Source organism: Terriglobia bacterium (genome assembly GCA_020073085.1).
In the GTDB taxonomy this organism is placed as follows: Bacteria; Acidobacteriota; Terriglobia; order JAIQFV01; family JAIQFV01; genus JAIQFV01.
The window spans coordinates 254,031-279,430 of record JAIQFV010000002.1; the positions used below are offsets into that span (position 1 = coordinate 254,031).

Genomic DNA, 25,400 nt, shown 5'->3' on the forward strand with positions numbered 1-25,400 from the left:
TGTCTTATTGGCTTCAGTTGGAAATATCCAAACTCATGGCAAGAGCCTGATTCAGGAGTTGAATCTTTGCCGGCGATAGAGTGCCAATGAAGTTTGTCAAAACCGTCTTGGACAGACTGACCAGTTCATCACAGTGGATACTGCTTGGGTGCTTTAAGCCCTCGTCCACCCCGACAGGGACCTGAGTGGATAATCCGTCATAAGCGGAGTAGAGGGGCGCGCAGAGCACGGTTGAAAAGCGCGAGTCGATCACTACCTGCCGGCTGACAACCACAAAGACCCTGAACCGTCGGGGATCCTTGGATGACGGATGAGCCACTCGGAAAAGATCAGCCCGTTTCAAATCGACACCTGATAAGCGAGAACCTCCTCGGCTTCTTCGTTGAGTCGGCCGGAGTGCCGATTAATAATATCCAGATCCTTCGCGTCTTGGGCGTCACGGAGTTTTTGAGCAATGAACGCCCTCACAGCGGTCTCGATGAAGGCTGACCGGTTCTTGTACTGCTTCGAAAACCTCTCGATCGATTTCAGGGCGTCTTCTGATAGGGTGATAGATGTCTTGACTTTCATACTACTAAGATACTCCAATTGGAATACGATGCCAAGTCCTATGAAGCGCACGAGAGAAACCGGTAAATGTATCAAGGGTGCGAAAGGCACAACGTCGCGGCACATCTTCGGATGCGGACTTTTGAGAAATTCCTTGCACCACGGCATTCAAAACTGATACAAATCCCGTTTTGGCGTCCCATGGGAATGAAGCTTGACCTGTCAGCCTTCAGTTTGACACAGGGGCTACTCGACGGCATACCCCCGGCGACCCGCGCACGGAACGCTGGACACGGCATCGGAATTCTCACCACGATGAACCTGCGACGCCACCACTCATTTCGAATTCATTCATGAGGTCTATCGAACCATGTCCACGCCATCTTACCGCGTAAAGATATCCGGCCTGGGGACCTATGTCCCCGACCGCCTGCTCACGAATGCCGACCTTGAAAGAATGGTCGAGACGAACAACGAATGGATCATGGAGCGGACGGGGATTCGCGAGCGCCACATCGTTGAAAAGGGTACCGCAACGTCCGACCTGGGGGCTCGAGCCGTCGAGTGCCTCCTTCGGCACATGCACCTCACTCCCGATGACATCGAGCTCATCGTGGTGGGGACGGTCACGCCGGACATGTTCTTTCCCTCGACCGCCTGCTTGGTTCAGACCAAGGTGGGCGCTACCAAGACCTGGGGCTTCGACCTGTCCGGGGCATGCTGCGGGTTTCTGTATGCCCTGACGGCGGGGGCGCAGTTCATCCGGTCCGGAGCGCACCGGCGGGTGGTCGTTGTGGGCGCCGACGTGATGTCGTCCATCATCGATTATAAGGATCGCAACACCTGTGTGCTGTTTGGCGACGGGGCCGGCGCGGTGATGTTGGAGCGGGTGGAAGACGGGGAGGATTTTGGCATCATCGATTTTGCGCACGAGGTGGATGGATCGGGAGGGCCTTATCTATACATGCCAGCGGGCGGCAGCTTGAACCCTTCCTCCCATGAAACAGTGGACAAGAACATGCACGTGGTCCATCAGGATGGCAAGCAGGTGTTCAAATATGCCGTCCGCAAAATGGCTGAGATTTCAGAAACGGTCTTGAAGCGGAACAATTTCGCCTCAAGTGATGTGAAACTCCTGATCCCCCACCAGGCCAACATGCGGATCATTCAGGCCACCGCTGATCGCCTTAAACTTCCGCCGGAACGGGTCATGCTGAACATCAGCAAATACGGGAACACCACGGCGGCCACCATTCCCCTGGGCATGGCCGATGCCATCGCCGAGGGACGTCTGAAAAAAGGCGACCTCGCCCTCCTGGTCAGTGTCGGGGCGGGTTACACGGTGGGGGCGGTGCTGGTCCGGTGGGCGTTCTGAGAGAATTGATGAATCGAGCGTGTGCGAAACCCTCCTCTTATCCGCGTTCTTCCGTGTTAGTCCGCGTCCTTAATTACTTCTCCTTCAGCTGAAATCGCTCGACACTGAACGGCGCCAGATCCACCGTCGTCTGACCATTCGCAATCAGGTCAGAAATGGCAGTAGCCGTGATGGGAGTCAGCAGGATGCCATTTCGAAAGTGCCCGGTGGCGTAAACCAGCCCCTCGCAGGATGATCGCCCCAGGATCGGGAAATGATCCCGGGTGTTCGGGCGCAAACCTGACCAGGCTTCCACAAATTCACAGGAGGCGATGGGGGGCGCGAAGTCGATCGCCCGGGCAAGAATTCGTTGCATGGCGTCGACGGTGTTGGTCTTGCTGTAACCGACATCCTCCATCGTACCGCCGAGCAGCAATCGTCCCTCTGGAAAGACCGCGACGTATCCCCCTTCGTACCTCAGCGTATGCCGCAGCAAGGCATGTCCGCCACTCCCGGATTGCGGGCTTTTCACGGCCACGATCTGGCCGCGGGTTGGATACACCGGAATGGACTCCCCGGTCCCCGTATCGATTTCAGGTGACCAGGCCCCGGCGGCCAGGACCGTCACTCCAGTGGAAAACTTTTTTCCTTGGGCCTCAACCCCAACAACCCGACCGCCTTCGTGGGTCAACCGATGGACCGAGGTTCCCGTCCGAATTTCCACGCCCCGATTCTTAAGGGCGGTATAAAGGACAGCCAGCCACGCGCGGTTATCCAATTGGTGATCGCCGGGATAGAAGAGGGCAAGCGGGATGGAGGGTGAAAGGGCCGGCTCCGCGCCCAGCAGTTCCCTTCCCTGCAACCTTTCCACAGCAAAGCCCATTTTCCGCTGCCACTCGAAGCGCGAAACAAGGGCCTTCGCCTCATGTTCACCCAGGGCCAGGAACAGCGCCCCCTCATCGCGATAATTTACGCTCATCCCGGTTTCCGATTCGATTTCGCGGAGGAAAGCGGGGTAGATTTCGCGGCTCGCAATCGCCAGTCGCAGCAGAGGCGTGTCCTCCTCGGCCTCGGTGTAAGGCGCCAACATTCCCGCGGAAGCATAAGAGGCTTCGCGCCCGGGTTCGTTTCGCTCAAGGACGAGCACCTCCAATTTCTTCTGGGCCAGTTTCCAGGCGATGGACATGCCGATGATGCCGGCACCGACGATAATGACATCCCAACTCTTCTGATTCGTTTGACTCCCCATGAAATCCTTCTTTCGTTGATGGACCTGCTTTCTGTAAGCACTTTAAGAGATTCCGGCGCTTGAATCAACCCGGGACTTTGGCAGGGGGCGCGGGATGAAATCTAAAGACCTGATTTTGCCGTTTTCACAAAATGACAGTGTTATAATCCCCGGGTAGCTTTGGATTCTGAAACTGCTGATCCGGAAGCCAAAACAATCAAACCTTATCAAAGGACCTGTTATGACAAAACTGCTGGTGTGTCTGTTGGCAATGATGATTGGAATGATTTTGATGACCTCACCACTTGCTGCGCAGGGGACAAAGTCTGCAAAACCGCGTAAGCCCGGTGTGTACGCCGTGTTTGATACCACGATGGGAACGTTTGTATGCGAACTGTACGAGAAGGCAACCCCCGAGACGGTTGCCAATTTTGTCGGCTTGGTCGAGGGGACCAAGGAGTGGAGAAACCCCCGCGGCGAAGTCAAGAATGGCGTCCCCTACTACAACGGCACGATCTTTCACCGCGTCATCAAGGATTTCATGATCCAGGGGGGTGATATCACCGGGACGGGAACATTCAGCCCAGTTCCCAAATTCAGGGACGAGATTGTTGACACCCTGAAATTTGACCGGTCCGGTCTATTGGCCATGGCCAATTCGGGGCCCAACACGAACGGTTCCCAGTTTTTCATTACGGTTCGCGATACGCCTCATCTCAATGGTCTGCATACCATCTTTGGTCGCGTGATCGAAGGATATGACGTCGTTGACAAGATCTCCAAGGTTTCTGTGAATTCCAGCAGCAAGCCGTTGAACAATGTGGTGATCAACAAGATCACGATTGACCGCGTGGCGAAGGCAGCGAAATAGACGAAAGATCCGGGGCGCTCCGATGGGTTGGAGCGCCCCTACAGGGTTTCCAGGACTTCAGGGATTTTCCGGAATTCACTGACCACGGGCACGCCTCTCCCCTTGCGTTGCAATTCCCTTCTGGAGTACTTCGTGATCCCGGTAAACAACAGGGCATGCATCCCGGCGCCTTGCGCGCCCCGGATGTCGGTGCGAATGAGATCGCCGACGTGCACCGCTTCCTCCGGGTGAGCGCGAAGCTTTCGAAGCGCCAGGTGAAAATTGTCGATATGGGGTTTGGTGCGGCCCACCTCGTCCGAAAAGATACAATGCCTGAAGTAAGGAAGCATTCCATCCCTGGCGAGAATCTCTCGCAGGACCCGGCCGGGCGTGATGCCCGTATCACAAATGATGGCCAGCCGGTAGCGTTCGGCGAGCCGCGGGATCGTCTCTCGAACACCCCCGATGAGCCGCGGGGGCGCCATTCGAGTGAAGTCCTCATAGGCCTTTGACAACTGACGCAAGTCGCGTCGGCTGTGGGAAATCTTCAGCTGGTCCAGGACCACCTGGAGGCGTTGTTCGGTGGTAAAGGATCGATGGTGCCGCTGCCACCAGTCGTCGAAGAGAGCGTTGGCATAATCCCAGGCGCGACGACGTTCGGTGGGGGAAGCCGCCTCGCCTCGTCCTGCGAGGAATTCCGCCATAAGCCTTCGACGGGCGCGCTTCCTTTTCTCGGTTGCGGTCTTGGTGTCGCGATAGAGCGTCATCCAGAAATCAAAGGTGATGGCCTTCAACATGGTCAAGGTTAAATTCGGAGAGAAGTCCTTGCCGACTCAGGGACGGGGTTTCTGATCCGGCTTCCGGTCGAATCGCGATGCAAGGGGAACCATCGGCTTGTTCAGCGGGAGGGGGATCCTGAGGGACAGAGGGCACAGGATGCAGCGGCGCCTTCCATAGGCTCTTGAACTCTCCGCTAATCCTTCATTCTGAGTCGTTCCACCACTTCACCCCGAAGGATATGTCGCTCGATGATTTCGGCAGCGTCTTCCTTCGTCTTCACCTGATACCAGATCCCTTCAGAATAAATGACCACGGTCGGCCCCTGAAGGCACTGGTCGAGGCAGCCGGCCGCATTCACGCGGACTCTCCCCTTCAATCCATGCCGTGCGACCTCTGATTTGAAAAACTCCCGGAGCGCTTCACTTCCCTTATCGGCACAGCAACCCTTGGGATGGCCGGGTGGACGTTTGTTCACGCAAACGAAAACATGATGTTCGTAATGAGGCATGCGCGTCCCGGAAATCAATCGCCGGGCTATTTCGTGATGAACGACTTTGTCAACCGGCGGTTGCCATAGTTGACGATCAGGTCGAACCCTTGTCCGGTCGAGGCGAGTTCGATCTTCATATGGTCGAACACGGTGTCAACGGTCGAGAATGAAACATCCTTCTTATAGACGAGGTTTCCCTTGGGCGCCGGCGAAAAAATGTTTCCCGGCTTGACGAACGTCGGGCCGTCGAATTGCACCACCGAAAGGGTCATCGGCTTCACGTCTTCGCCGGGAATGATGACCAGGGCAAACTGGCCGGGGTTTAGTTTCGTCCCTTCGAAGGTCAGTGGAATTTTTGTGTCGAGCTGTGCGAAAGGCCAGGTACGTTCTCCGTAGTAAGTCCCTTTGGTGCCGTGTTCAATGTACGAAAACGTGACTTCTCCCCAGGGAAAATTCAAGTAGGAAACGGCCACAGCATCTTTAATCGTAGCCAGATCCAGGCTGGCGGCCTGAAGGGTCGTCTGTTCACGCGTCTGTGCGGAACCCACGTTCACCAGGCATGCCAGGAGAAACAGTAGCGCGGCAAGTCTTTTCATAGGCGAAAGCTCCATCGGTTTGATCATTTTGATTTATGCGGCAGCGATTCGGCGGAGATCGATTTGGAACCGCCCTGAAACGAGTCGGAAACAAATTTCAGGGAACGCGGGATCACGGATCGGGCGTAATCCCAACCGTGGTTGCCGGGGAAAATGTGGAACTCGTGAGGAATGTGGCTCGCCGTCAGGGCGCGGTCCAGAGTTTCAGCTCCCACGTTGAACCCGAATCGATCCTGGTCACCGCAATCGAAGTAGATCTTTAACGGGGGAGGCTTCTTGTAGTTCTCCGCCAGCAGTATGGGATTGTTGTGCCCCCAGAATTCCTTGTTGATAGGGTTTCCAAAGACGCGTTCCGCCAGCTGCAGCCGGTACTGCATGCGGCGATCGGCGCTCGATTCCTGCGGGATTTCTTCCAGGACGGCGGCGCTGTGCGCTGCGGCGACAGAAAAGACATCGGGATGTTTCATGCCCAGCGTCAGGGATCCGAATCCGCCCATGGAGACCCCCAGGATCCCGCGCGCATCGCGCCGGGCAATCGTCCGGTAGTCCGCATCGATTTTGGGTACCAGTTCGTTGACAATGAAATCCTCGTATCGCGATTTGCCATCGAACGAATTGATGAAGAAACTGGAACCCCCATTGGGCATCACCACAATCATTTCCCCGATGTCGTGCTCCGTTTCCATTTTCTCGAAAATAGCACTGACCCCGTTGCGCTCCCAGTCGTTTTCGTTTCCAAACTGACCGTGCAAAAAGTAGAGGACGGGATAGCGGCGGGTGGGATCGGCCTGATAGGAGGCCGGAAGTTCCACGGCGTAATTCTCTTCCCGCCCGAGGGCATTGGAACTCAGCGCCTTGTGTTCAATGAGGCGGTCACTGGAAACGAAGGAACGCGCTTGCGGGTTGAGAGGTGCCTGGCTCTGGGTGGGGGGCTGTGAAAACCCGATGGAACCTGCCAGCAGGAGCACGGCCATGAAGCGAGGGGTGGCGAAGATCCCCCGGCCCCATGCCGTCGCACAAAGATTCATGGACAGAGATCTCACCCCCCAGCGAAGAACTCTCATGATTGGCCCGACCCTCTCCTTTTGGTGAAGGCGCAGTATAGGCGAAACCACGCCCGGGTGCAAGATTGGATCATCCGGCGTTACAAAGTTTTACATGGGAAAGGCAGTTCGGGTGCGGCCGGACGCGCTGAAGGCAGTCGCTCGAGGACAAGTCCGGCGCGACGGAGGTGTCCTACTTCAGGTAGGATAACATCGCCTTGAACTCAGGGGTGCCGCTGCGTCCCAGCAGTTCATAAATAATCATCTCGGTCGAGCTGAGCAGCCCGCCGGCTTCTTTCATCCGGTCAAGGCCAATCCTCCAGTTGAAGTCGCTGCGCGACGAGGTCGCATCGGAGGCCACCTGCACCTTGAATCCTTCCTCGACGGCGCCCAGCGCGGTCTGAGCCACGCAAATGTGGCTTTCAATTCCCGCGACCAGCAAGGTGTTTCGACGGGGCTTGAGCTGCTTGATGGTGTCCCGGAAGACCGGATTGTTGAAACACCCAAACTCAGTCTTGTCGATGGGGTGAAGATCGGGCGGGAGCGCCTCCCGGATGGCTTGGACGGTCTCTCCCAATCCGCGCGGATACTGTTGCGTCAGCAGGATGGGGACATTTAGAATCTTTGCACACTCAATGAGCAGCTTTGTATTGCGGAGGACCCGTTCGCTTTCAAAGACCGCGGGAAGCAGTTTTTCCTGGAGGTCGACGACGATCAGGGCGCAGCGATCTTTTTCCAGCAGGGCAGGTCCTCTTTCAAAGACCATGGGAACAGGGTTTTCCATAGCGGTTTCTTCCTTGTCACTTGATGCCTGCATTGTAATGAAAGGTGCTGGCTCATGGAAAGACATTCTTCGATTCTCGGTTTTCCATTGGCCACCCCTGTTGAGTAGTTTTTTGACTTGTGTTATACCCCATGAGAACGAGACGAACACAGAATCCTGAAATAAACCGCATGGGAAGCAGAGGGGCCTATGGACGATACCAATTTTGTGGGTGTGTTCGGTTATGGTCGATTCGGCAAATTTCTTTGTGACGAGCTCCGACGGGCCGGTTCCGGGAATGTTCGAATTCGGGTATATGATCCGGTTGCGACACGTGATGCACAAGCTGCGCCCAAGTTTGCCGAGACCTGGTCCGCGCGGGCGACCGGCAAGGCGAAGGCCATTATTGAGTTTGTCTCCGCGCCCGAAGCCGCCCGAGGCGCCATCGTTGTGTTTGCGGTTCCGATTTCAGAGCTGAAAGCGGCGGTCCTGGCGGCCGCACCCTTCATGAGTGAAGGCGCCATCGTCATGGACGCTTGCTCGGTCAAGATAAAGCCGCTTGAAGTCATGAAGCTGCTGCTGCCCTCGAATGTCGAGATCCTGGGGGCACATCCGCTCTTCGGCCCCGATAGTGCGCAAGCCAACCGGGGCATTCGCGGCTTAAAGGTGGTGCTCTGTCCGGTCCGTATCACCGCAGAGCATGCTGCAACGATCCGTGGATTCCTGGAGAAGGCTGGACTGAAGGTGATCGAGACGACCCCCGAAGCGCACGATCGTGCCATGGCCGAATCGCAGGCACTGTTCCACCTGATTGCCCGCGCGGTCCAGGAACTCGAGTCCGAAAAGCCGGCGTCGCAGGAGATCATCACGCCCGGCCCGTCGCGGTTGTTCGAAGATCTGAAAATCCTTCAAAACGACACGGTCCAGTTGTTTCTGGACATTCAGCGGGAGAACCCGTTTGCCCGGGAGATTCGCCAGAAATTCATCGATCGCCTGGCGGAGATCAATCGCGATTTGAACCAGGAGTGACAGGCGGAACACCCGGGCTCTATCTGAGGAGAGCTGACAAAATGTTTCAGGCGAATTCGTTTGCGGGCTTTAACCGGGACACGTTTGTTCTCTTCCGCGATCTCGCGGATCCCGTGAAGAACAACCGGCTCTGGTTTGATGCGAACCGCTGGCGTTATGAGGAGGACGTGGTGGGGAGGTTCAAGGCGCTTCTGGGCGCCTTGAAACCCTGGGTGCGAAAGCTAAATCCCCAATTCGACTGCAGCGGGAAAACCAATGGAAACTTTTCCCGCATCAACCGTGACATCCGCTTCAGCAAGGACAAATCCCCGTACAAGTTGAATTACTACCTCTACTTTTTCGACCAGCGCCGGGCCCGTGACAGTGACGGGCGCCTTTACGTGGGGGCGAGCGGCGAAGGACTCACCGTCGGTTTTTCGATTTACGGCGAATGGCGGCGCAAAACCGGCGATGTGCTGGAAACTGTCTTGAAAAAACGCCTCCCGCGGGAAGGCGCGTTGCTGCAGGATTACCTGGGGCGGCGCGCCCTGGGCCGGCGTTACGACGGGTATTGGTACTCGATGGATCATAAGGAATGGACCCAGCACCGCGGTCTGCCCAAAGATTCCGAAGACTGGGACCGGCTGCTCGCCTGGGTTGTGCGCCGGAAGATCAAGCCCCGGGCTGCCTGTTCCGATTCGGTACTGGGCGAGATTCAGGGGATCTTCGAAGAACTGTATCCGCTCTACGTTTTTTCCGCTTCTTCCGAACGGGGATGGCGGCGCACGTTTGATCGACTTGCAAAGTGACGAGATGCTGGTTTGGTCCGAAGGTACTTGTGATCACGCCACCGCTTAGATTTTCGACGACCGCGCAGACGCGGGTCCGGCTATGGACCGCGAGACTGCTGGCCGTCTGCCTTTCCTGTTCCCCCTTGTTCGCCCAACCCAGGCCAATCGATTGGCCAAAGACGCAGGATGAAGCGGTCCTGATTTTGCAGAACCTGATCCGGCTCGATACGTCGAACCCGCCGGGTCAGGAGGTCCTTGCGGCCCAACAGCTGAAGAGGATTTTCGATGAGGCGGGCATAGAGTCTTCTGTCTATGAATCGGCGCCCGGTCGCGGCAATCTTGTAGCACGGCTCAAGGGCGACGGGAGCAAGAAGCCGGTTCTGCTGCTGGGCCACCTCGATGTGGTCGGCGTCGAGCGCGATCACTGGACCGTGGATCCCTTCGGGGGCGAAATCAAGGGGGGCCGCCTCTACGGACGTGGAGCGGCCGACATGAAGGGACTCGTGGTGGCAGAGGTCATGACCCTGCTGTTGGCCAAGAGGTCAGGCCTTCCCCTGCACCGCGACCTCATCTTTGCCGGAGTGGCAGATGAAGAGTCCAGCAGTGAATACGGCATCCAATATATGATCCGGAAGCACTGGCCGGAGATCGAAGCCGAGTTCTCCTTCAACGAAGGCGGGCGAATCGAGTCCTCTCCCACCACGGGAAAGGTGGAGTGGGTCGGAATTCAGACCACGGAAAAACGCCCGTACAACCTCCATGTCATTGCCCACGGAACGAGCGCGCATGCTTCCCTGGAGACCCCGGACAGTCCGATTTACACCCTGGCACGAGCCCTGGTTCGCCTCTCCGAATATCAGCCGCCTCTGAAACTGAATGAGACCACCCGAAAATACGTGGAGGAGATCGGCGAACTCGAGCATCTGCCCGGCGACTGGTACGAAGAATCCCACAAGGTGAGATCCGGAGCTGGGCCTTCTGCGCACGACGACGGGCCCGGCCAGAGCCTCGCGCTATATGCCACGCTGCACGACACCATCTCCCCCACGGTGCTGGCGGGCGGCTACCGCTCGAATGTCATACCCGCCGAGGCGGAGGTGAATCTCAATTGTCGGCTGCTGCCGGACACCGACATCGTGGAGTTCGTGGATACGCTCAAGAAGGTCATCCATGAGGAGCAGGTGGAAATAAAATATCAATCGGACTCCCGTCCGCGCACTTCTCCCACGCCCTATGCCACGGCGGCCTTCAAGGCCTATGAAAAGGTGGTGAAGAAAACACTGGGGGCAACGATTCCCCTCATTCCCATCATGGGGACGGGCGCGACCGATTCTTCATTTTTGCGTGCCCACGGGATGTCCAGCTACGGCATAGATCCATTCTTAGAGGATCAGCCCTCCAACGCGCATGGAAATGACGAGTCGATTTCGCTCAAGGGATATCGCGATGGAGTGAAGTTTCTGTTTGAGGTGATCGAGCAGTTGCAGTGATGGTTGGGGTGAGGCAGGGGTTCAATCTTCGACCAGAAATTTCCAGTCCCCCGGCTGATAGGCCATCTGTTTGTCAAACTCGAGGGATGCCTGGCGGGTCATGGGAAAGAACTTCCCCGAGGCGCGGGCAAAAACCTCCCCGGCCTCGCTGTGGACCTCCCCCGCGGAGATCAGGTAGCGCGACTTCTTTTCTTTGAGGCGGGCCGTGACGGTCAAGGGTTGGGGGGTTGGCGCCGGATTCACAAATCGCACTGTCAGTTCCGCCGACACGAAATAGCACCGCCGTTCAATGCAGGCGGCCCAGCCCAGAGCTTCATCCAACAAACTGCACAGAATTCCGCCGTGCACCACGCCGGGATACCCCATCTGCTCGATCCCCGCGGTCAGATGCGTTCTCACCACACCCGCTTCACAATACCACCGGACGCCCAGGGCAGCCCGATTGTGTTTGTGGTCGCCGCACACGACACAGGTGTCATAGCTGGGAAGATAGCGCTTCATGATTGCCCGCCAACGTGGAATGCTCGCCCTACTTTTGGCCGGGGAGTGTATCATGAAACTCACCCGCCCCTTAGACATCGCCAGTTTTGCCGAGATCGAAGGTGGCCGGAGAATCAGGCCGAGGCATCGAGGGCGGGACTGGGGTTAACCAAGACGGTTTCATTGAAGGAGTAAGGGGATTAGCGATGAAGGTTCTAATTCCAGGCGGGTCCGGACAGGTCGGAACGGTGCTGGCGCGTGCATTTCATGCGGATGGTCATGAGGTGGTTGTTCTAAGCCGCCATCCGGAGCCCGCGCCCTGGAACGTCATTCCCTGGGACGCGCGGAGTTCAGGTGGGTGGGCGTCCGAGGTGGACGGTCCGGACGTGGTGATCAATCTGACCGGACGCAGCGTGAACTGCCGCTACAATGCAGGGAATCGGAAGGCGATCCTGGACTCCCGCATTGACTCCACACGGGTATTGGGGCAGGTGATTGCCGGATCAGCAAGGCCACCGCGAGTTTGGCTGCAGGCAAGCACTGCCACGATTTATGCTCATCGTTATGATGGCGCAAACGACGAGAGGTCGGGAATCTCGGGCGGCCAGGAACCGAACGCCCCCGAGACCTGGCGGTTCAGCATCGAAGTGGCCCGGGAGTGGGAACGTGCTCTTGACGAGGCAGTGGTGCCCCGCACGCGAAAGGTAAAGCTTCGATCGGCTATGATTATGAGTCCAGACTGGGGCGGAGTATTCGACGTTTTACTAAGCCTCGTCCGGCACGGCCTTGGCGGACGCGCCGGAAACGGGCGTCAATACGTCTCCTGGATTCACTGCGAGGATTTTGTGCAAGTTGTCTATTGGCTCATTGAACATGAAGGGGTCGAGGGCGCCGTCAATGTGGCCGCTCCAAACCCATTGCCGAATTCGGAGTTCATGCGTTCGCTGCGGGATGCCTGGGGCATCCCGTTCGGACTTCCTGCGACGGAATGGATGTTGGAGATCGGAACGCGGATCCTGAGATCGGAAACCGAATTGGTTCTCAAGAGTCGCCGCGTCGTCCCCGGCAAGCTTCTTGATGAGGGGTTCTCGTTCAAATTTCCGGACTGGACGACAGCGGCCCGCAACCTGTGCGGCCAATGGCGTCAAATGGACAAGGGGAACCGGTCCAGGGAGCAGCAACACCATCGGGCCGGCAGCTAACCTGAAACCCGCCCGGTCAAGATGTAAGACTATCCAGCGCTTTGAGCGGACATGCAAAGAAATCCGGGAGACGAATCATCCATCATTCTGTTCGATGGAATCTGTAATTTCTGTAACGGTTCAGTCCGATTTATCATCAATCGGGACCCACAAAGGCATTTCAAATTTGCTCCATTACAGTCGTCTGCCGGTCAGTCCATGCTCGAGAGGCACAACCTTAGCCCGGGTTCTCTTGAAACTTTTATCTTGATCCAAGAGGGAAAGACTTACGGTCGCTCCACGGCGGCGCTGAGAATAGCAAGGCAGCTCAAAGGGTTCTGGCCTGCCTTGTATGTATTGATTCTGGTTCCCCGAGCCCTCCGTGATTCCCTATACAACATTCTGGCAAGAAACAGGTACAAGCTGTTCGGGAGGCGAGAAACATGCATGATTCCCTCCCCGGAGTTGAGGGATCGCTTTATGATCTGAGCGCCCCAGAATCGAGTTTCCATAGCTCCACGCATTGATTCCATGAGCGCATCAACGGCGTGTATCACAACCCAGAATTTCTTTCATGAGTTTCTTCTTCAATTCCGCCAATGAAATTCGACCGGAGTTCCGGGCGATATTGTTCTATGTGTTCGCCTTTCTGGTGCTGGTCGTTTCGCAGACGGTGGTGACGCTGGCCGGGGTGGGGGACGGTACAGTCTATCAAGCCCTCGTCTATCCGCTCGAAGCGATCGGGGTATTTGGCGTGAGCGTGATTGCCTTTCACGAGTTCGATCACCGGTCTTCGGCTCCTCTCGGATTTCGGAGCAGGAGAACGGGGATTCTTCTTTTGGAAGGCAGCGTGGGCGGCATCGTGGCTATTGCCGTGGTTTTCTTCGGAGTCTGGTTTCCGGTGCGAAAGGCGAGTGCGCTGGCCATCCGTCCCAATGCCGTCCTGCATCGCGAGTTTCTACTTTGGCTGTTTATTTTTTTCTTTGCTGCGGCTGTGGAAGAAATGGGATTTCGCGGATATCCCTTTGTGGCGCTCCGCGCGTCGTTGAGAAGATGGGGTGCTTCCATGATCCTGTCCCTTCTGTTTGTGGCGAGCCACCCCAATTTCTATCACTCCCCGGTGGCAATAGTTTCCACATTTTTAGGAGGTATTGTTTTCACACAGCTTTTTGTTCTGGCGGAATGCCTTTGGCTCCCGATCGGTTTTCATTTTGGGTGGAACATTGGCCAGGCGCTGGTATTTCCCCTCCACAGCCGAACCGCAACACTCGTGACCGTCTCAAACTTCGATCCGGCGGCGTTGGGTTTGACGGAAGGAGCAGAGCAATCGTGGTGTGCGGCGGTTGTGTTACTGATGCTGGCAATAGCGACCGAGGTTCTGCTGCGAAGGAAAGTTCGGCTGAGCGAACAAGTCAGGGAGACTGTATGATCATTCATCTTCCCCAGGATTGAGCCCCATCAATATTCAATGCATCACTCAGCTTCGTGCGGTGGCGCCGGGATCAATCTGAGAATTTTCATTCAACGGCAATCCGAATCCAGCTATAATTCTTGTTTTGCTTTCTCAAAATCCTGAATCCAATCCGTGATTTCCGTAAGGATCTCATATGAAGATCTCTTGTTGTTCTCCCCGATCTTATCGCGTCCAACCCCCGGAGGCTTCTTTATGAACCGAAAATGGGTCGTATTTTTTTTCCTGTGTCTCCTGTACATCGTTGTGGCAGCTCCAATCGCCGCGGCGCCGCGCGCTTTCACCCTTGATGATGTCTACAAAATCAAACCGGTGCGCGAGCCGCAAATTTCCCCCGATGGAAAGTGGGTGGCGTATGTGGTCAGTGTCCCGAGCCTTGAGAAGAATCGTGCCAACGCTGATATCTGGCTGGTTCCGAGCGGAGGCGGCGAGGCCCGACAACTGACGACTTCCGATAAACGGGATGATACCCCGCGATGGTCGCCCGACGGCAAGCAACTCGCCTTCATCTCAACGCGGGGCGGAGACCCCCAGATCTATCTCCTGGATATCGCCGGGGGAGAGGCGCGCCCTCTGACTTCCATTCACGGGGGCGCTGACGGCGAGGTCTGGTCTCCGGATGGAAAGTGGCTGGCCTTTTCCGCGTCCATCTATCCCGAGTGTTACTCGACCGATTATAAGAAGCTGGATGACTGCAACAAAAAGAAGGATGAAGAACACGAGAAGAATCCGGTGAAGGCACGCGTGATCACGCGCCTGCTCTACCGGCACTGGAATGCTTACACCGACGACAAGCGCTCGCACCTCTTCATCGTGCCCGCCGTCGGCGGAGACCCCATCGATATGACACCGGGAGATTACGAGACGCCGACCTTCGCCGTCGGAGGCGGCGGCGATTATGCGTTCTCACCCGATTCCAGGGAGCTGGCGTATGTGTCCAACCATGAAAAGAACGAGGAGTCTTCGACCAACTCCGATATCTTTGTCGTTCCCATCGGCGGAGATCCCTCCAAAGAGGCAGTGAAGATTTCGACCAGCCCGGGGGCCGATACCAGCCCGGTGTACTCCCCTGACGGACGTTACATGGCCTGGAAGACCCAGGCGCGCAACGGGTATGAAAGCGATCTGATTCGCCTCGCTCTGTACAACCGCCAGACGAAAGCCATCAAAATCATCTCCGACCAGTGGGATGACTGGATTGAACAAGTCCTGTGGGCGCCCGATTCGAAATCGGTGTTCTTCACGACTGACTATCACGGCAATGTGCCGCTGATGAGCGTTTCGGTCAATGGCGGACCGGTGAAGACGGTGCTGAGCGAAACCGGCTGGCACGAGGGGGTCGACGTCTCGTCCGATGGAAAATGCGTGGTCATGGCCTGGCGGGACGTGGCTCACCCCGCCGAAATCTTTCGTGCGGATGCCGATGGAAAGAACTTTCACCCCCTGACCCATGTCAACGATGCGCTGCTTGTGGAATGGGGTCTTAACAATGCTGAGGAGCATTGGGTGACCTCCAAAGATGGCGCGAAGATCCAGCTCTTCATCGTCAAGCCGTTCCAGTTTGAGGCGACCAAGACCTATCCCACGGTGCTCATCATCCATGGAGGCCCGCAGCAGATGTTTGGCAATGCCTTCCGCGCGGAGTACCAGATTTATGCTCAAGCCGGGTTCGTCGCGGCTTTCTCCAATCCGCGGGGTTCGCCGGGCTATGGCCAGAAGTTTGTCGAAGAGATCTCCGGCGATTACAGCGGGAAAGTGTATGACGACCTCATGAAAGTCGCCGATTACCTGGAGACGCTCCCTTACGTGGACAAGTCCCGGATCGGCGCGACCGGGGGCAGCTTCGGCGGGTTTATGGTGAATTGGATTGAGGGTCACACCGACCGGTTCAAAGCCCTCATCTCCCATGCCGGCCCTTCCGATCAGATTTCTTTCTTCGGGACCACCGAAGAGCTATGGTTCCCGACCTGGGATCTTAAAGGCACGCCATGGACGAACTGGGACCATTACGTGCAAATGTCGCCAGTGAAATATGCGCCCAATTTCAAGACCCCGCTCCTCATCACCCACGGGGAGATGGACTACCGCGTCTTGATCGGGCAGGGAGAGGAGATGTTCACCGCCCTTCAGAAGATGGGAGTGGAATCCAAATTCATCCGGATTCCCGACGAAGGGCACTGGATCCTCAAGCCCCAGAACTCAAAGTTCTGGTACGAACAGCAGTTGGACTGGATGAAACAACACCTGATGAAATAGGAGTCCGCAAGGGACATTCCAGATGCAAAGACAATTCTTCGCCGTTGCCATTGCTGTTGTGCTTTTCTTCTGTTCCGCCTGTTCACGCAAGCCGGATTACGACGTGTTGATCGTGAATGGGACGGTCGTGGATGGAAGCGGATCCCCGGGCGTCCGTGCCGACGTTGCAATCCAGGGTGACCGCATCGTCAAGGTGGGTGACCTGAAGAATTCCCACGCCCACAAAACCATCGACGCGACCGGCCTCGTCGTGGCGCCCGGGTTCATCGACATGCTGGGGCAATCCGAGTTGATCGGCCTGGTAGACCCGCGGGTGCCTTCAAAGATCCATCAGGGCATCACGACGGAGATCACGGGCGAAGGGGAATCGATTGCCCCGTTAAATGATGCCCTGATCAAAATCATGCAGCCCCTCCTGGAACATTACAAACTCACGGTCGATTGGCGGACGCTGGAGGAGTATTTCGCGCGTTTCAAAAAACAAGGGATGGCGATCAATCTGGGTTCATTTATTGGTGCGACCCAGGTGCGCGAGTATGTGCTCGACTCGGAAAACCGTGCCCCCACGAAAGAGGAGCTGGAAGAGATGAAATCCCAGGTCGCTGTAGGGATGCAGCGGGGAGCGCTGGGGGTTTCAACTTCGCTCATTTATTCCCCGGCAATCTATGCGAAGACCGACGAACTGGTCGCGCTCGCTCAAGTGGCGGCCCGGTATGGCGGGATCTATGCTTCGCACATTCGCAATGAAGGCGACCATATCTTCGAGGCGCTGGATGAAGCATTCCAGATCGGCCGGGAGGCAGGAATCAGAGTGGAGATTTGGCACCTCAAGGTGGCAGGCCGGGACATGTGGGGAAAGATGCCGGAGGTCTTGCAGAAGATCGAGAGTGCGCGTGCCCAGGGCGTTGATGTCGGGGCCGACCAGTACCCCTACATTGCGGCGGCAACCAGCCTGGCGGCCTGCATGCCCCCCTGGGCCCATGAAGGGGGCAACGAGAAACTGATCGAGCGGTTGAAAGACAAAAAGCTTCGGGCCCGCATCAAGAAGGAGCTTCCGCTTCGCAGTGACAAGTGGGAAAGTGAATGGTTCGACGTGGGCGGGGCCCCGGGAATACTCATCTCGTCGGTCTTGAATCCCAAGTTGAAGGGGTATGAAGGCAAGCGGCTCGATGAAATCGCCAAAATCCGGGGTGATTCGGATCCCATGGACACGCTCATGAACTTCATCATTGAAGACAACGCGCAAACCGGCGCCATCTACTTCTCGATGAGTGAAGAGGACGTCCGAGCCGCATTGAAGATTCCTTGGGTCGCCGTGGATTGCGATTATGGCGCCTCTAATCCCACCGGCGTTCTGGCTGACGAAAAACCCCATCCACGTGCGTACGGAACGTTCCCCCGGATCCTTGGGAAATACGTGCGCGAAGAAAAAGTCCTGCCGCTCGAAGTAGCCATCGAGAAAATGACCTCCGTCGCCGCGCGACGCGTGGGGCTGAGGGACCGCGGTTTGATCAAGGAAGGCAACTTCGCCGACCTCACCCTGTTTGATCCCGGGCGCGTGTCGGACAGGGCGACCTTTGAGAATCCCCATCAGTTCCCGGTCGGCATCGAATATGTCCTGGTGAACGGGCGGCTGGAATTGGAACATGGAGAACAAAATGCCACGCTGGCGGGCCAGCCCCTGCGGGGACCGGGTTACAAGCCATAAATTCATGTGGCCCCAGGGCAGAACCCGGTGGGTTGAAGGATGGGACCCTGCGGGGCGGTCCTTTGAGAACCGCACAAAGATGCACTTTCCCGCCCCCGTGGACGGGACACCTTGTTTTTCGAAAGGAATCTTAATGACACTCCAGGAAATCAAGCTTCTTTTCGCTTACAACGCCTGGGCGAGCGACCGGATCTTTGAAGCCCTCGCTCCCCTGCCGGTGGAGGATTATTTCAAGGACCTGAAGGGCAGCCACGGCGGCATCCATGGAACCCTGACGCATTTGGTGGGGGCTGAAAAGATCTGGCTGTCTCGATGGGCGGGCAGTCCGGATGCGACTATGTTGAAGGCCGAGGAATTCACAACACTGGCCGACCTCCACGCCGCCTGGGAGAAGGTGGGCCGGGAGACAGCGGTTCTTGTGGCAAAGATGAACGACAAGAAATTGCAGGAGACCCTGAGCATCACCACCAGCAAGGGAATCCAATACACCCAGACCTACCAGCAGATGTTTCAGCATCTGGTGAACCATTCCACTTATCATCGGGGCCAGATTGCCGCGATGATGCGGCAGGTGGGGGCGACGCCGACGGCAACGGATCTCATCGCCTTTTATCGTCAAGTGGGCGGGGCCGTGGCGGGGCGATAGATCCTGGGCAGCGCGTCCCGCCGTGAGGCCATCCCAGGGGGTAGATCGTGCGGTCCGTTTTCAGATGGTCCACCCCGCAGATCGCGCCGCATGAAATCCAATAAGGTCTATGATCGGTACTCCCGACTCGTCTATAACCTGGCGCGCAAGATATTGCGTGACGACTCAGAGGCCGACGAAGTGCTCCAGGACGTGTTCTGGCAGTTTAGGAAGAGCGTTTCTCAAATTGATTTGGAAAAATGGACTGCAAAGAGAGCAAAGAGGTCATGGGGTTGTACGTGGTCGGCGCGTTGGCCCTCGAAGAGGCCCGGGAGCTCGAAGCGCATCTCAAGCAATGCCCCGCGTGCAAGGTCGAACGGGCGGCCGATGACCAGGCTTATGCCTTGCTGCCATTGGCCCTGGACGGTCCAGCCCCTCCCGACTCCGCACGCCGTTCTCTTCTCGAGCGATTGGAGAAGGAGGAATCGACTCGCCAGGGTGCAGTCCACGGCCTGGATTTCTTTTTCCGCCCGGCGTTTGCCTGTGCCCTCCTTGCGTTTGCGGTGCTGGTGATCGCTTGGGTCGGATTTCAGGAGCACCAAAGATACTCCCGTCAAATAGCGGCAGCCCGCGCTGAAATCGGAACATTGAAATCCCAAATAGAACTCTCGCAAGCACAGCTGGCCCTGATTCAATCCCCGGATACTACAGTGCTCGCCCTGACAGGGCAAGCGGTTCGTCCGGAGGCGGTTGGAAAGGTGTTTTGGAACAAATCGAAGAAGATCTGGCTGGTGTATACCTTTCAATTGCCGTCTCCCCCGTCGGGCAAGGCCTACGAGCTCTGGTTTCTCACCAAAAAGAGTCCTGTCCAGGCGGGAATGCTTTTCTCCGACTCCCAGGGATACGGCTTTATGCAGATTTCCATTCCTGAAGGGGTCGAGCCCGTCAGTGCTGCAGTTTCCCTCGAGCCGGAACAGGGGGTCTCCTCTCCCACTGGCGCCATCTACCTCGCGGGCGCTTGATCAGGGAGACTCCACCCGGCTAATTATCCCCTTGAACCCAGGCATTTCAAACGCAGGACGATGGAGATCACGATTTGTTCTCAATGGTAAGTTGCTCAAACAATTGACCCTTCGCTGGAAGGCCGAAACAGGCTGATTCATGCCTGGAGTTTTTACTTGAGAATTCTTCCGAAGTGGATTAAAACAATTCTACCTGCGAAGGGTGGTCTTGCGATTCAAGGGTAGCGTTGATTCCGCACGACCTCGAGGAGGCAACCTTTGAAATCGCTACGAATTTCCCCGTGATGAGTCCCCCTCCAGCTCGACATTCCAAGCGATGACTCTTCGATTCAATGCCGGAGCCTGAAGCAATTTCAGCATGGGCTATTTTTCAGACCAAGGAGAAAGCATGAGTTTCAAAAGATGGAAGATCGTTATTTTTGTTGTTAGCATGGTTGTTCTGCTTCTTTCGGCAACTGCCCGCAATCATGCGCAACAGACGGATTTCTTTATACCTCAAGTCGTGGACGGGGGCGGATTTCGCACGCTGTTCACGGTGACCAACCTCTCCGCCTCGACCGGGGCCCCGTTTACGATTCAAGCGACACTTGATCCCGCTTTCGGTGGCGGCCCGGCGGCGATCCTGAGCATTCCAGGCCAGACGGGCGGGCAGGCAAGTGGCACCCTGACCGTCTCGCCGGGCGGACAAATCACACTTTCCACGGTGGGAGCGGCCGGCGGTGTGAAGGTGGGTTGGGCGAAGATCAGTTCTTCTTCATCGGTGGGGGTCTCTGCCGTATTTCTGGTGGTGGATGGGAATGGCAATGTGACAAGTGCGGCAGGAATTTTGCCACAGCCGTCCCAGTCGACATTTACCGTCATCGGGATGATCAAATCCAGTGCAAAGACCGGCGTGGCGGTGTTGAATCCGTCGAACGTCGATGCCCATGCCACATTCAAATTGCTTGACACCAATGGAGCTCAAGTCTCCACTGATAAGACAATAACGATTCCCGGCCTGACCAAGATCGCACAGTTCTTCGATGAGGGATCACTTTTTGTCGGCGTCACGAATTTTGACGGCTCTGTGGCCATTTCAAGTGACGCCCCATTGCAAGTGTTGAGCCTGCGGCTGGATTTTCCCAGTGGAAACGTTGCCACCCTCCCGAACCTTCCCGGACGCACGGGGGCTCCACTACAACATGCGGATGCGACCTTCAGCTGGATTGATGCCACGCCGGCGGGGGGTGGAGGCCGGATCCCCCTGGGAACCACTCCGAATAGCACAGACGTGAATGGGAAGACCACAACAATTGCCTTCCCTTTCTCCATCACGATGTATGGGAAGACTTACGGCAATACCCCGTTCGATCAGATGACGATTGCTGAAGATGGTTGGGTGAGCATGGGATCTGGCTTTGCCGCCACACCGACGGCCTTGCCCAGTGCGACTCTTCCTCCAGCCCTGGTGGCCCCGTTCTTTGCCGACTTCCATTACGACAGCACGAACGCCAACGTGGGCGTGTTCAGTCGAGTCGATGGCACGCAGCCAAACCGCCGCTTTGCCATTGAGTGGGTCGACGTCAGTTTCGTCAATTCGTCCCTGGGAACCACGGCCCGTTTCGAAGTGGTTTTCTTCGAAGGGACCAGTGACATCAAGTTCCAATACCAGGTTGTCGGGAACAACCCGGGTGGCGCTGGCATTGTAGTCGGAATCCAGGATGACACGCGGACCCAGGCCGTCTCCGTGGACCGTTCCAGCAACCCTCCCGGGGCGAACAAGGCGAAGACATTTCAGTACTTCGGAGGTTCCAGCTACACCCTGGTTCAGAACTAGCGGCGGGCTCGCCCCGTTGGAGTTGTGGAAGAAACACTTTATCGCGGCCGTAGGAAGCCCTTTCAGCGGGTTTCTGCGGCCGCATTCCTTTGTGTGCCTGCATCCTGGTTCAGCGGTTCTGGAGTGCCGACAGGATCTTCAAAGACGTGGAATCGAAGAGGTGATTCTTGAGAGCCCGTACCGTGATCCAACGACAGGGCAGGTGGGTGCACTGGAGATCCCCGGAGGCGGCGTTCCACTGCGCTTCAAATGCCTGCACGGTGATCCGGCGAAAAGTGATGTTCTGCTGGAAGCGACACAGGGGTCGGCCTATGATGAATTCCTTCCCAAAACGGTTTTGAAGGGAGCGGCGAAAGAAGGCGGAGGATCTTCTCCCGTCCCGCTTCCCCTCTCCTTTCGAAGGCATATCAAATTGGGGAAACTCCCAGAAATCACGCATGAGCTCCTCGTCGCGCCTCTGAACAAGGAGGACGCGATTCCGACTGTCGCGAATGACTGCGGTGTACCGCCGGAGGTATTGAGCGGTCTTCATCCGGCGAGGTTTCGGAATGCTGTTCTCCACATTCAGGTGGCGCGCGCGGCACATCGATTTCAGAGGACACAAACCACATCGGGGCTGGCGCGGCAAACACACCAGGGCACCCAGTTCCATCATTCCCTGGTTGAAATCGGAAGGTGAACTCCGGGGGATCAATTGTCCGGCCAGGGACCAAAGGTACTTCTGATGAGAGGCGCTCTTGACCTCTCCGCGCAGGGCCATCACCCGGGCCAGAACACGCTCTACGTTTCCGTCAACAACAGGATATCTTTGCCCGTAAGCAATCGAGAGAATGGCCCCCGCAGTGTATCGCCCAATACCCGGGAGCGAGTGCACGTCCTCATAGCGCTGTGGAAATTTTCCACCAAATCGATTCACGATGATCCTGGCGGCCCGATGGAGATTTCGGGCGCGGCTGTAATATCCCATGCCGGCCCACCTCGCGAGAACGCTCGGCGGCGATGCCGCCGCGAGCCGCTGGATCGTCGGAAACTTCTGAAGGAAGGCCGGGTAGTAGCGCAGCACAGTGACCACCTGCGTTTGCTGGAGCATGATCTCGGACACCCAGATATGATAGGGGTCGCGGGTTCGCCGCCAGGGCAGGTCGCGGTGCTCCTTGCGGTACCAGGAGAGCAGCCGCTTGCGAAAATAGGCGAGGGAGAAGGAGGAGTTTGAGGGAACCGTGCCGGGCTTTCTGGACAATAGATCACCTGCTTCTGTCGAAAATGACAGGAGGGTCCTCTTCAGGATCCTGAGAATATTCTAACGCGATTGTGTTTGGAGAACAAAGGAGGGGAGTGAATTGCGGAAGCCGCGATCGATCAGCAGGACAAGAATCCAAGACCGACTGAGGACGAAATCCTCCTGGACCGCCACCTGCGCTCGGCGGGAATGTCCGCAATGCTCACGCCGGTGGTTTACGGAACAGCAGTCATGCTACAATGCGAGCCGGACACACTTCCCGGCTTAAGGGGGTGAAATTCCACAAAGAAAAATCCCTCCATCCTGGACCTCTTCACACGAGAGAGTGCGCCCGACTGGAATGTCTGCATGGGCATCAAGGATCACAGGCCACTCCACCCCCGATAAAACCAGAGGATCCCCAGTAAGGCCGTCAAGGTGACGCCCAAGGTGCGGGACCAGTGCAGATAGGGGGAAAGCCGCTCCACCCGTTCCGCGAGTTCCTCCTGGTCGCGGACGAGATATTCTTCGCCCTCGAACAGGAATATCCGCCCTTCCTCGTGCATGCCGAGGACCCCCCGGTAGATTGAAAGGGAGACCCAGATCGCTCCAATCATCCCCCAAAGTGAAAAAACCCACAGGAGAAGCGCTGAACTTTTCATGGCAACCTCCTGGCTGGTGATGCCTCAAAGAATCTTGGACAAACGTGGCGTTGTCCCGCCGACGTTCGATCGCAAATAAAACCACAAATGGGGAGAGGATAAAAGGAAGCCGCTGCTCACGGACACGGTTGCAATATCACACCGCACTATTCTAATCGTTCAACAGGCCACTTCAGGGGGCAGCGGGCTCCTCGAGCCCGTCCAAATGAGAGCCAGCCGACACCCTCATTCGAACAAGAAGAAGATATCAGGGATTGGATTTATTCGTGTGATGGAAATCACCTGAAGCCCCGAAAAACAAGCTTTCGATCGGACCCACTTCTAAGGAGGATTAGATGGCAAGGCTCGAAGGTTCGTTCAAACGGAATTGCCGGCACTCCTTACCATCTCGCTCCAGCAGCAGAGCGCCATTCATTCTTCCGGTCTAGAGAATGCCTCAAGACCCTCCTACTCAAGAGTTGGCAACAAGGGGAGCTTCATTGGTTTGGGGTGAACCGGGAAGGGGACAGGGCAAGGGTCCTGGGAAAGGGGTGGACTCCGTCAGGCATGGAGAACTTCAATACACCCCCCGGGAAAAGCAGGCCCGGCGCAGAGCGGCAGCTGAACCCTGATTGCCGCCGGGCCGGAAACAGGAGACGGACCGTCTACACGGTGCTCCATCCACATTCTAACGCAGAAGGAAGGGCAAATGAAGAAATGGATCGGCAATAAAATCTACTTGTGAAACGCGGCACAATCCATGGGCAAATCAACCCTTTTGGCGCCCCGCTGACTCGTCGCCGGAGGCACCCCTCATTTTCTGGGCGGCTTGGAGGGACGGAGCTCGACCCGGCTGGGCAGGCTTCGTGGGTTATGCCGCAGCAGATCGAGGACGGCTTCGGCAATATCTTCGGGCTGGAGTTGCCACTCCCTGGTGGCATCGGCGGCGTCTCCTCCAAATTCCGTGTTGACACTGCCCGGCATGATGTAACTCACGCGGATGTTGTCGTAACGGACCTCCTGCATGAGGGCCTCGCTGAACCCGATCAATCCGAACTTGGAGGCATTATAAGCAGCTGCCTTCGGAAAGGCGTTCTTCCCGGCCAGGCTTCCGATATTGATGATCCAGCCTCCGGACTTCTTCATCAGGGGGAGCGCCTCATGACAGCAGTAAAACATCCCCGAGAGATTGGTTTCAATGACCTCCTGCCAATGCTCGGGGGAGAGATTCTCGACCAGCTCAAAGATCCCGACGCCGGCATTGTTGACCAGGATGTGCAGCCCTCCATAGGCGGCGGCCGCATCGGCAATCATCTCGGCGACCATGTCGGGCTGGCGCACATCACAGACAGAACCGTGGATTCGGTCGGCGGCCGATTTCTTCAATTCTTCGATGGCTCGCGTCACCGCATCCCGATGACGTGCCGCAATGGTCACCGACGCCCCTTCGCGGAGCAGCGCTTCGGTAATGGCTCGCCCGATCCCTTTGGTCCCGCCCGTCACCACTGCTGACTTGCCGTCCAATAGACCCACGGTCCCCTCCTTGGATAATCCAGACTTCCGAGGTCTCAAGACTTCGGAAATCCGGGGGGTGCTTCAAGATGTAATATCTGCGGGATTGATCTTTGCACGAATCAAGTACATTTTTCAAATAGAAGACAAACGAGTATTGCTCTATCCTGATGACGCAATGCTCGAGCCACATGGTTCATTATTGATATTGGTCTCAGGCCTCTTTGCAAAGCGCCCCACTTATGCAAATTAGTCCTGTTGGTTCGGGCTCATCCGGGTGAGGAGATTGAAAGTCATAGCCGGGATAGGGATAGTCCCCTTTGAGGGGACTTGTCTTAATACAGCCCGCCGGTTCACCAGCGGAAACAGCGAGCTAGAAGGCGTACCCCGATTCATCGGGGTTGGTGGGGGATGGGCGGTCGTTAACGGCCGACCCGGGTATGAGGTCAGCCCCGATGAATCGGGGTGAAAAACCGGGAGGGGTAGGCTTACCCGCCGGTAAACCAGCGGGCTGTACTCATTCAAGC

At 56.8% G+C, this 25,400-nt stretch carries 25 protein-coding genes and 1 pseudogene; 14 read left to right on the forward strand and 12 right to left on the reverse strand.

What is annotated here, in order from left to right; genetic code table 11:
• Positions 1-13: 13 nt before the first annotated feature.
• Both LAO21_03515 and LAO21_03520 read right to left on the reverse strand, forming a co-directional pair.
• Positions 14-343 carry a type II toxin-antitoxin system PemK/MazF family toxin gene (locus LAO21_03515; protein ID MBZ5551765.1) on the reverse strand — a complete coding sequence of 110 codons (330 nt, stop codon included), beginning with the start codon at positions 341-343 and terminating at the stop codon, positions 14-16.
• Positions 340-570, reverse strand: a complete 231-nt coding sequence (locus tag LAO21_03520; protein MBZ5551766.1) for a ribbon-helix-helix domain-containing protein — start codon at positions 568-570, stop codon at positions 340-342. Before LAO21_03520 ends, LAO21_03515 begins: the two co-directional genes overlap by 4 nt.
• Before the next feature lie 349 nt (positions 571-919).
• Between LAO21_03520 and LAO21_03525 the strand changes: the two genes are divergently transcribed.
• A complete protein-coding gene (locus LAO21_03525) occupies positions 920-1,924 on the forward strand; it encodes a ketoacyl-ACP synthase III (protein ID MBZ5551767.1) in 1,005 nt (334 codons plus the stop codon).
• A gap of 73 nt (positions 1,925-1,997) precedes the next feature.
• Here the strand turns inward: LAO21_03525 and thiO are convergent, their stop codons facing one another.
• Positions 1,998-3,152, reverse strand: coding sequence for a glycine oxidase ThiO (thiO, locus tag LAO21_03530; protein ID MBZ5551768.1), 1,155 nt, complete (start codon positions 3,150-3,152; stop codon positions 1,998-2,000).
• A gap of 271 nt (positions 3,153-3,423) precedes the next feature.
• Here thiO and LAO21_03535 point away from each other — a divergent pair, with 271 nt between their 5' ends.
• Positions 3,424-4,002, forward strand: a complete 579-nt coding sequence (locus tag LAO21_03535) for a peptidylprolyl isomerase (protein MBZ5551769.1) — start codon at positions 3,424-3,426, stop codon at positions 4,000-4,002.
• Between the two features lie 38 nt (positions 4,003-4,040).
• Here the strand turns inward: LAO21_03535 and LAO21_03540 are convergent, their stop codons facing one another.
• The 5 genes from LAO21_03540 to LAO21_03560 all read right to left on the reverse strand — a co-directional run bounded on the left by LAO21_03540 (position 4,041) and on the right by LAO21_03560 (position 7,674).
• Positions 4,041-4,778 carry an HAD family hydrolase gene (locus LAO21_03540; protein MBZ5551770.1) on the reverse strand — a complete coding sequence of 246 codons (738 nt, stop codon included), beginning with the start codon at positions 4,776-4,778 and terminating at the stop codon, positions 4,041-4,043.
• 176 nt (positions 4,779-4,954) lie between these two features.
• Complete coding sequence (locus tag LAO21_03545) at positions 4,955-5,269, reverse strand: (2Fe-2S) ferredoxin domain-containing protein (GenBank protein ID MBZ5551771.1); 315 nt, start codon at positions 5,267-5,269, stop codon at positions 4,955-4,957.
• Between the two features lie 26 nt (positions 5,270-5,295).
• The gene (locus tag LAO21_03550; protein ID MBZ5551772.1) at positions 5,296-5,847 is read right to left on the reverse strand and encodes a hypothetical protein; all 552 of its coding nucleotides are present in this window, start codon (positions 5,845-5,847) and stop codon (positions 5,296-5,298) included.
• A gap of 23 nt (positions 5,848-5,870) precedes the next feature.
• Entirely contained in the window at positions 5,871-6,911 is a 1,041-nt protein-coding gene (locus LAO21_03555; GenBank protein MBZ5551773.1) for an esterase family protein, read from the reverse strand.
• Positions 6,912-7,083: 172 nt separating this feature from the next.
• Positions 7,084-7,674: a hydrolase gene (locus LAO21_03560; GenBank protein ID MBZ5551774.1), complete on the reverse strand. Its 591-nt coding sequence runs from the start codon at positions 7,672-7,674 to the stop codon at positions 7,084-7,086.
• A 189-nt stretch (positions 7,675-7,863) separates the two neighbouring features.
• Here LAO21_03560 and LAO21_03565 point away from each other — a divergent pair, with 189 nt between their 5' ends.
• From LAO21_03565 to LAO21_03575, 3 genes are read left to right on the forward strand one after another with little or no spacing between them, the layout of a single operon-like run.
• Entirely contained in the window at positions 7,864-8,682 is an 819-nt protein-coding gene (locus tag LAO21_03565; protein ID MBZ5551775.1) for a prephenate dehydrogenase, read from the forward strand.
• A 41-nt stretch (positions 8,683-8,723) separates the two neighbouring features.
• Positions 8,724-9,470 (forward strand): DUF2461 domain-containing protein, encoded by a 747-nt coding sequence (locus LAO21_03570; protein ID MBZ5551776.1) that lies wholly within the window; start codon positions 8,724-8,726, stop codon positions 9,468-9,470.
• A 29-nt stretch (positions 9,471-9,499) separates the two neighbouring features.
• Complete coding sequence (locus tag LAO21_03575) at positions 9,500-10,942, forward strand: M20/M25/M40 family metallo-hydrolase (protein MBZ5551777.1); 1,443 nt, start codon at positions 9,500-9,502, stop codon at positions 10,940-10,942.
• A 21-nt stretch (positions 10,943-10,963) separates the two neighbouring features.
• Here the strand turns inward: LAO21_03575 and LAO21_03580 are convergent, their stop codons facing one another.
• Entirely contained in the window at positions 10,964-11,443 is a 480-nt protein-coding gene (locus LAO21_03580) for a PaaI family thioesterase (GenBank protein ID MBZ5551778.1), read from the reverse strand.
• 185 nt (positions 11,444-11,628) lie between these two features.
• On the opposite strand from LAO21_03580, the gene LAO21_03585 reads away from it, so the two are divergent.
• From LAO21_03585 to LAO21_03625, 9 genes and pseudogenes are all read left to right on the forward strand, one after another.
• Positions 11,629-12,624: a TIGR01777 family oxidoreductase gene (locus LAO21_03585; GenBank protein MBZ5551779.1), complete on the forward strand. Its 996-nt coding sequence runs from the start codon at positions 11,629-11,631 to the stop codon at positions 12,622-12,624.
• 51 nt (positions 12,625-12,675) lie between these two features.
• A complete protein-coding gene (locus LAO21_03590) occupies positions 12,676-13,092 on the forward strand; it encodes a thiol-disulfide oxidoreductase DCC family protein (GenBank protein ID MBZ5551780.1) in 417 nt (138 codons plus the stop codon).
• 85 nt (positions 13,093-13,177) lie between these two features.
• Positions 13,178-14,032, forward strand: coding sequence for a CPBP family intramembrane metalloprotease (locus LAO21_03595; GenBank protein ID MBZ5551781.1), 855 nt, complete (start codon positions 13,178-13,180; stop codon positions 14,030-14,032).
• Between the two features lie 237 nt (positions 14,033-14,269).
• The gene (locus tag LAO21_03600; protein ID MBZ5551782.1) at positions 14,270-16,330 is read left to right on the forward strand and encodes a S9 family peptidase; all 2,061 of its coding nucleotides are present in this window, start codon (positions 14,270-14,272) and stop codon (positions 16,328-16,330) included.
• A 22-nt stretch (positions 16,331-16,352) separates the two neighbouring features.
• The gene (locus tag LAO21_03605; GenBank protein ID MBZ5551783.1) at positions 16,353-18,038 is read left to right on the forward strand and encodes a D-aminoacylase; all 1,686 of its coding nucleotides are present in this window, start codon (positions 16,353-16,355) and stop codon (positions 18,036-18,038) included.
• A gap of 133 nt (positions 18,039-18,171) precedes the next feature.
• On the forward strand, positions 18,172-18,684 hold the full coding sequence (locus tag LAO21_03610; protein ID MBZ5551784.1) for a DinB family protein: 513 nt from the start codon (positions 18,172-18,174) through the stop codon (positions 18,682-18,684).
• 90 nt (positions 18,685-18,774) lie between these two features.
• Positions 18,775-18,906: pseudogene (locus tag LAO21_03615) on the forward strand (hypothetical protein).
• A gap of 44 nt (positions 18,907-18,950) precedes the next feature.
• Positions 18,951-19,685, forward strand: a complete 735-nt coding sequence (locus LAO21_03620; GenBank protein MBZ5551785.1) for an anti-sigma factor — start codon at positions 18,951-18,953, stop codon at positions 19,683-19,685.
• Between the two features lie 388 nt (positions 19,686-20,073).
• Positions 20,074-21,501 (forward strand): hypothetical protein, encoded by a 1,428-nt coding sequence (locus LAO21_03625; GenBank protein MBZ5551786.1) that lies wholly within the window; start codon positions 20,074-20,076, stop codon positions 21,499-21,501.
• Between the two features lie 109 nt (positions 21,502-21,610).
• Here LAO21_03625 and mutY read toward each other — a convergent pair whose 3' ends face one another.
• The 3 genes from mutY to LAO21_03640 all read right to left on the reverse strand — a co-directional run bounded on the left by mutY (position 21,611) and on the right by LAO21_03640 (position 24,885).
• Positions 21,611-22,741, reverse strand: coding sequence for an A/G-specific adenine glycosylase (mutY, locus tag LAO21_03630; GenBank protein MBZ5551787.1), 1,131 nt, complete (start codon positions 22,739-22,741; stop codon positions 21,611-21,613).
• 362 nt (positions 22,742-23,103) lie between these two features.
• Positions 23,104-23,382 carry a hypothetical protein gene (locus tag LAO21_03635; GenBank protein ID MBZ5551788.1) on the reverse strand — a complete coding sequence of 93 codons (279 nt, stop codon included), beginning with the start codon at positions 23,380-23,382 and terminating at the stop codon, positions 23,104-23,106.
• A 792-nt stretch (positions 23,383-24,174) separates the two neighbouring features.
• Entirely contained in the window at positions 24,175-24,885 is a 711-nt protein-coding gene (locus tag LAO21_03640) for an SDR family oxidoreductase (GenBank protein MBZ5551789.1), read from the reverse strand.
• Positions 24,886-25,400: the final 515 nt, after the last annotated feature.

What these genes read in the sequence shown, in the direction of transcription:
- LAO21_03520 (MBZ5551766.1), bottom strand. Translation starts at nt 570, where the DNA reads ATGAAAGTCAAGACATCTATCACCCTATCAGAAGACGCCCTGAAATCG.
- LAO21_03525 (MBZ5551767.1), top strand. Translation starts at nt 920, where the DNA reads ATGTCCACGCCATCTTACCGCGTAAAGATATCCGGCCTGGGGACCTAT.
- thiO (MBZ5551768.1), bottom strand. Translation starts at nt 3,152, where the DNA reads ATGGGGAGTCAAACGAATCAGAAGAGTTGGGATGTCATTATCGTCGGT.
- LAO21_03535 (MBZ5551769.1), top strand. Translation starts at nt 3,424, where the DNA reads ATGACCTCACCACTTGCTGCGCAGGGGACAAAGTCTGCAAAACCGCGT.
- LAO21_03540 (MBZ5551770.1), bottom strand. Translation starts at nt 4,778, where the DNA reads ATGTTGAAGGCCATCACCTTTGATTTCTGGATGACGCTCTATCGCGAC.
- LAO21_03545 (MBZ5551771.1), bottom strand. Translation starts at nt 5,269, where the DNA reads ATGCCTCATTACGAACATCATGTTTTCGTTTGCGTGAACAAACGTCCA.
- LAO21_03550 (MBZ5551772.1), bottom strand. Translation starts at nt 5,847, where the DNA reads ATGAAAAGACTTGCCGCGCTACTGTTTCTCCTGGCATGCCTGGTGAAC.
- LAO21_03555 (MBZ5551773.1), bottom strand. Translation starts at nt 6,911, where the DNA reads ATGAGAGTTCTTCGCTGGGGGGTGAGATCTCTGTCCATGAATCTTTGT.
- LAO21_03560 (MBZ5551774.1), bottom strand. Translation starts at nt 7,674, where the DNA reads ATGGAAAACCCTGTTCCCATGGTCTTTGAAAGAGGACCTGCCCTGCTG.
- LAO21_03565 (MBZ5551775.1), top strand. Translation starts at nt 7,864, where the DNA reads ATGGACGATACCAATTTTGTGGGTGTGTTCGGTTATGGTCGATTCGGC.
- LAO21_03570 (MBZ5551776.1), top strand. Translation starts at nt 8,724, where the DNA reads ATGTTTCAGGCGAATTCGTTTGCGGGCTTTAACCGGGACACGTTTGTT.
- LAO21_03580 (MBZ5551778.1), bottom strand. Translation starts at nt 11,443, where the DNA reads ATGAAGCGCTATCTTCCCAGCTATGACACCTGTGTCGTGTGCGGCGAC.
- LAO21_03585 (MBZ5551779.1), top strand. Translation starts at nt 11,629, where the DNA reads ATGAAGGTTCTAATTCCAGGCGGGTCCGGACAGGTCGGAACGGTGCTG.
- LAO21_03590 (MBZ5551780.1), top strand. Translation starts at nt 12,676, where the DNA reads ATGCAAAGAAATCCGGGAGACGAATCATCCATCATTCTGTTCGATGGA.
- LAO21_03595 (MBZ5551781.1), top strand. Translation starts at nt 13,178, where the DNA reads ATGAGTTTCTTCTTCAATTCCGCCAATGAAATTCGACCGGAGTTCCGG.
- LAO21_03600 (MBZ5551782.1), top strand. Translation starts at nt 14,270, where the DNA reads ATGAACCGAAAATGGGTCGTATTTTTTTTCCTGTGTCTCCTGTACATC.
- LAO21_03605 (MBZ5551783.1), top strand. Translation starts at nt 16,353, where the DNA reads ATGCAAAGACAATTCTTCGCCGTTGCCATTGCTGTTGTGCTTTTCTTC.
- LAO21_03610 (MBZ5551784.1), top strand. Translation starts at nt 18,172, where the DNA reads ATGACACTCCAGGAAATCAAGCTTCTTTTCGCTTACAACGCCTGGGCG.
- LAO21_03620 (MBZ5551785.1), top strand. Translation starts at nt 18,951, where the DNA reads ATGGGGTTGTACGTGGTCGGCGCGTTGGCCCTCGAAGAGGCCCGGGAG.
- LAO21_03625 (MBZ5551786.1), top strand. Translation starts at nt 20,074, where the DNA reads ATGAGTTTCAAAAGATGGAAGATCGTTATTTTTGTTGTTAGCATGGTT.
- LAO21_03635 (MBZ5551788.1), bottom strand. Translation starts at nt 23,382, where the DNA reads ATGAAAAGTTCAGCGCTTCTCCTGTGGGTTTTTTCACTTTGGGGGATG.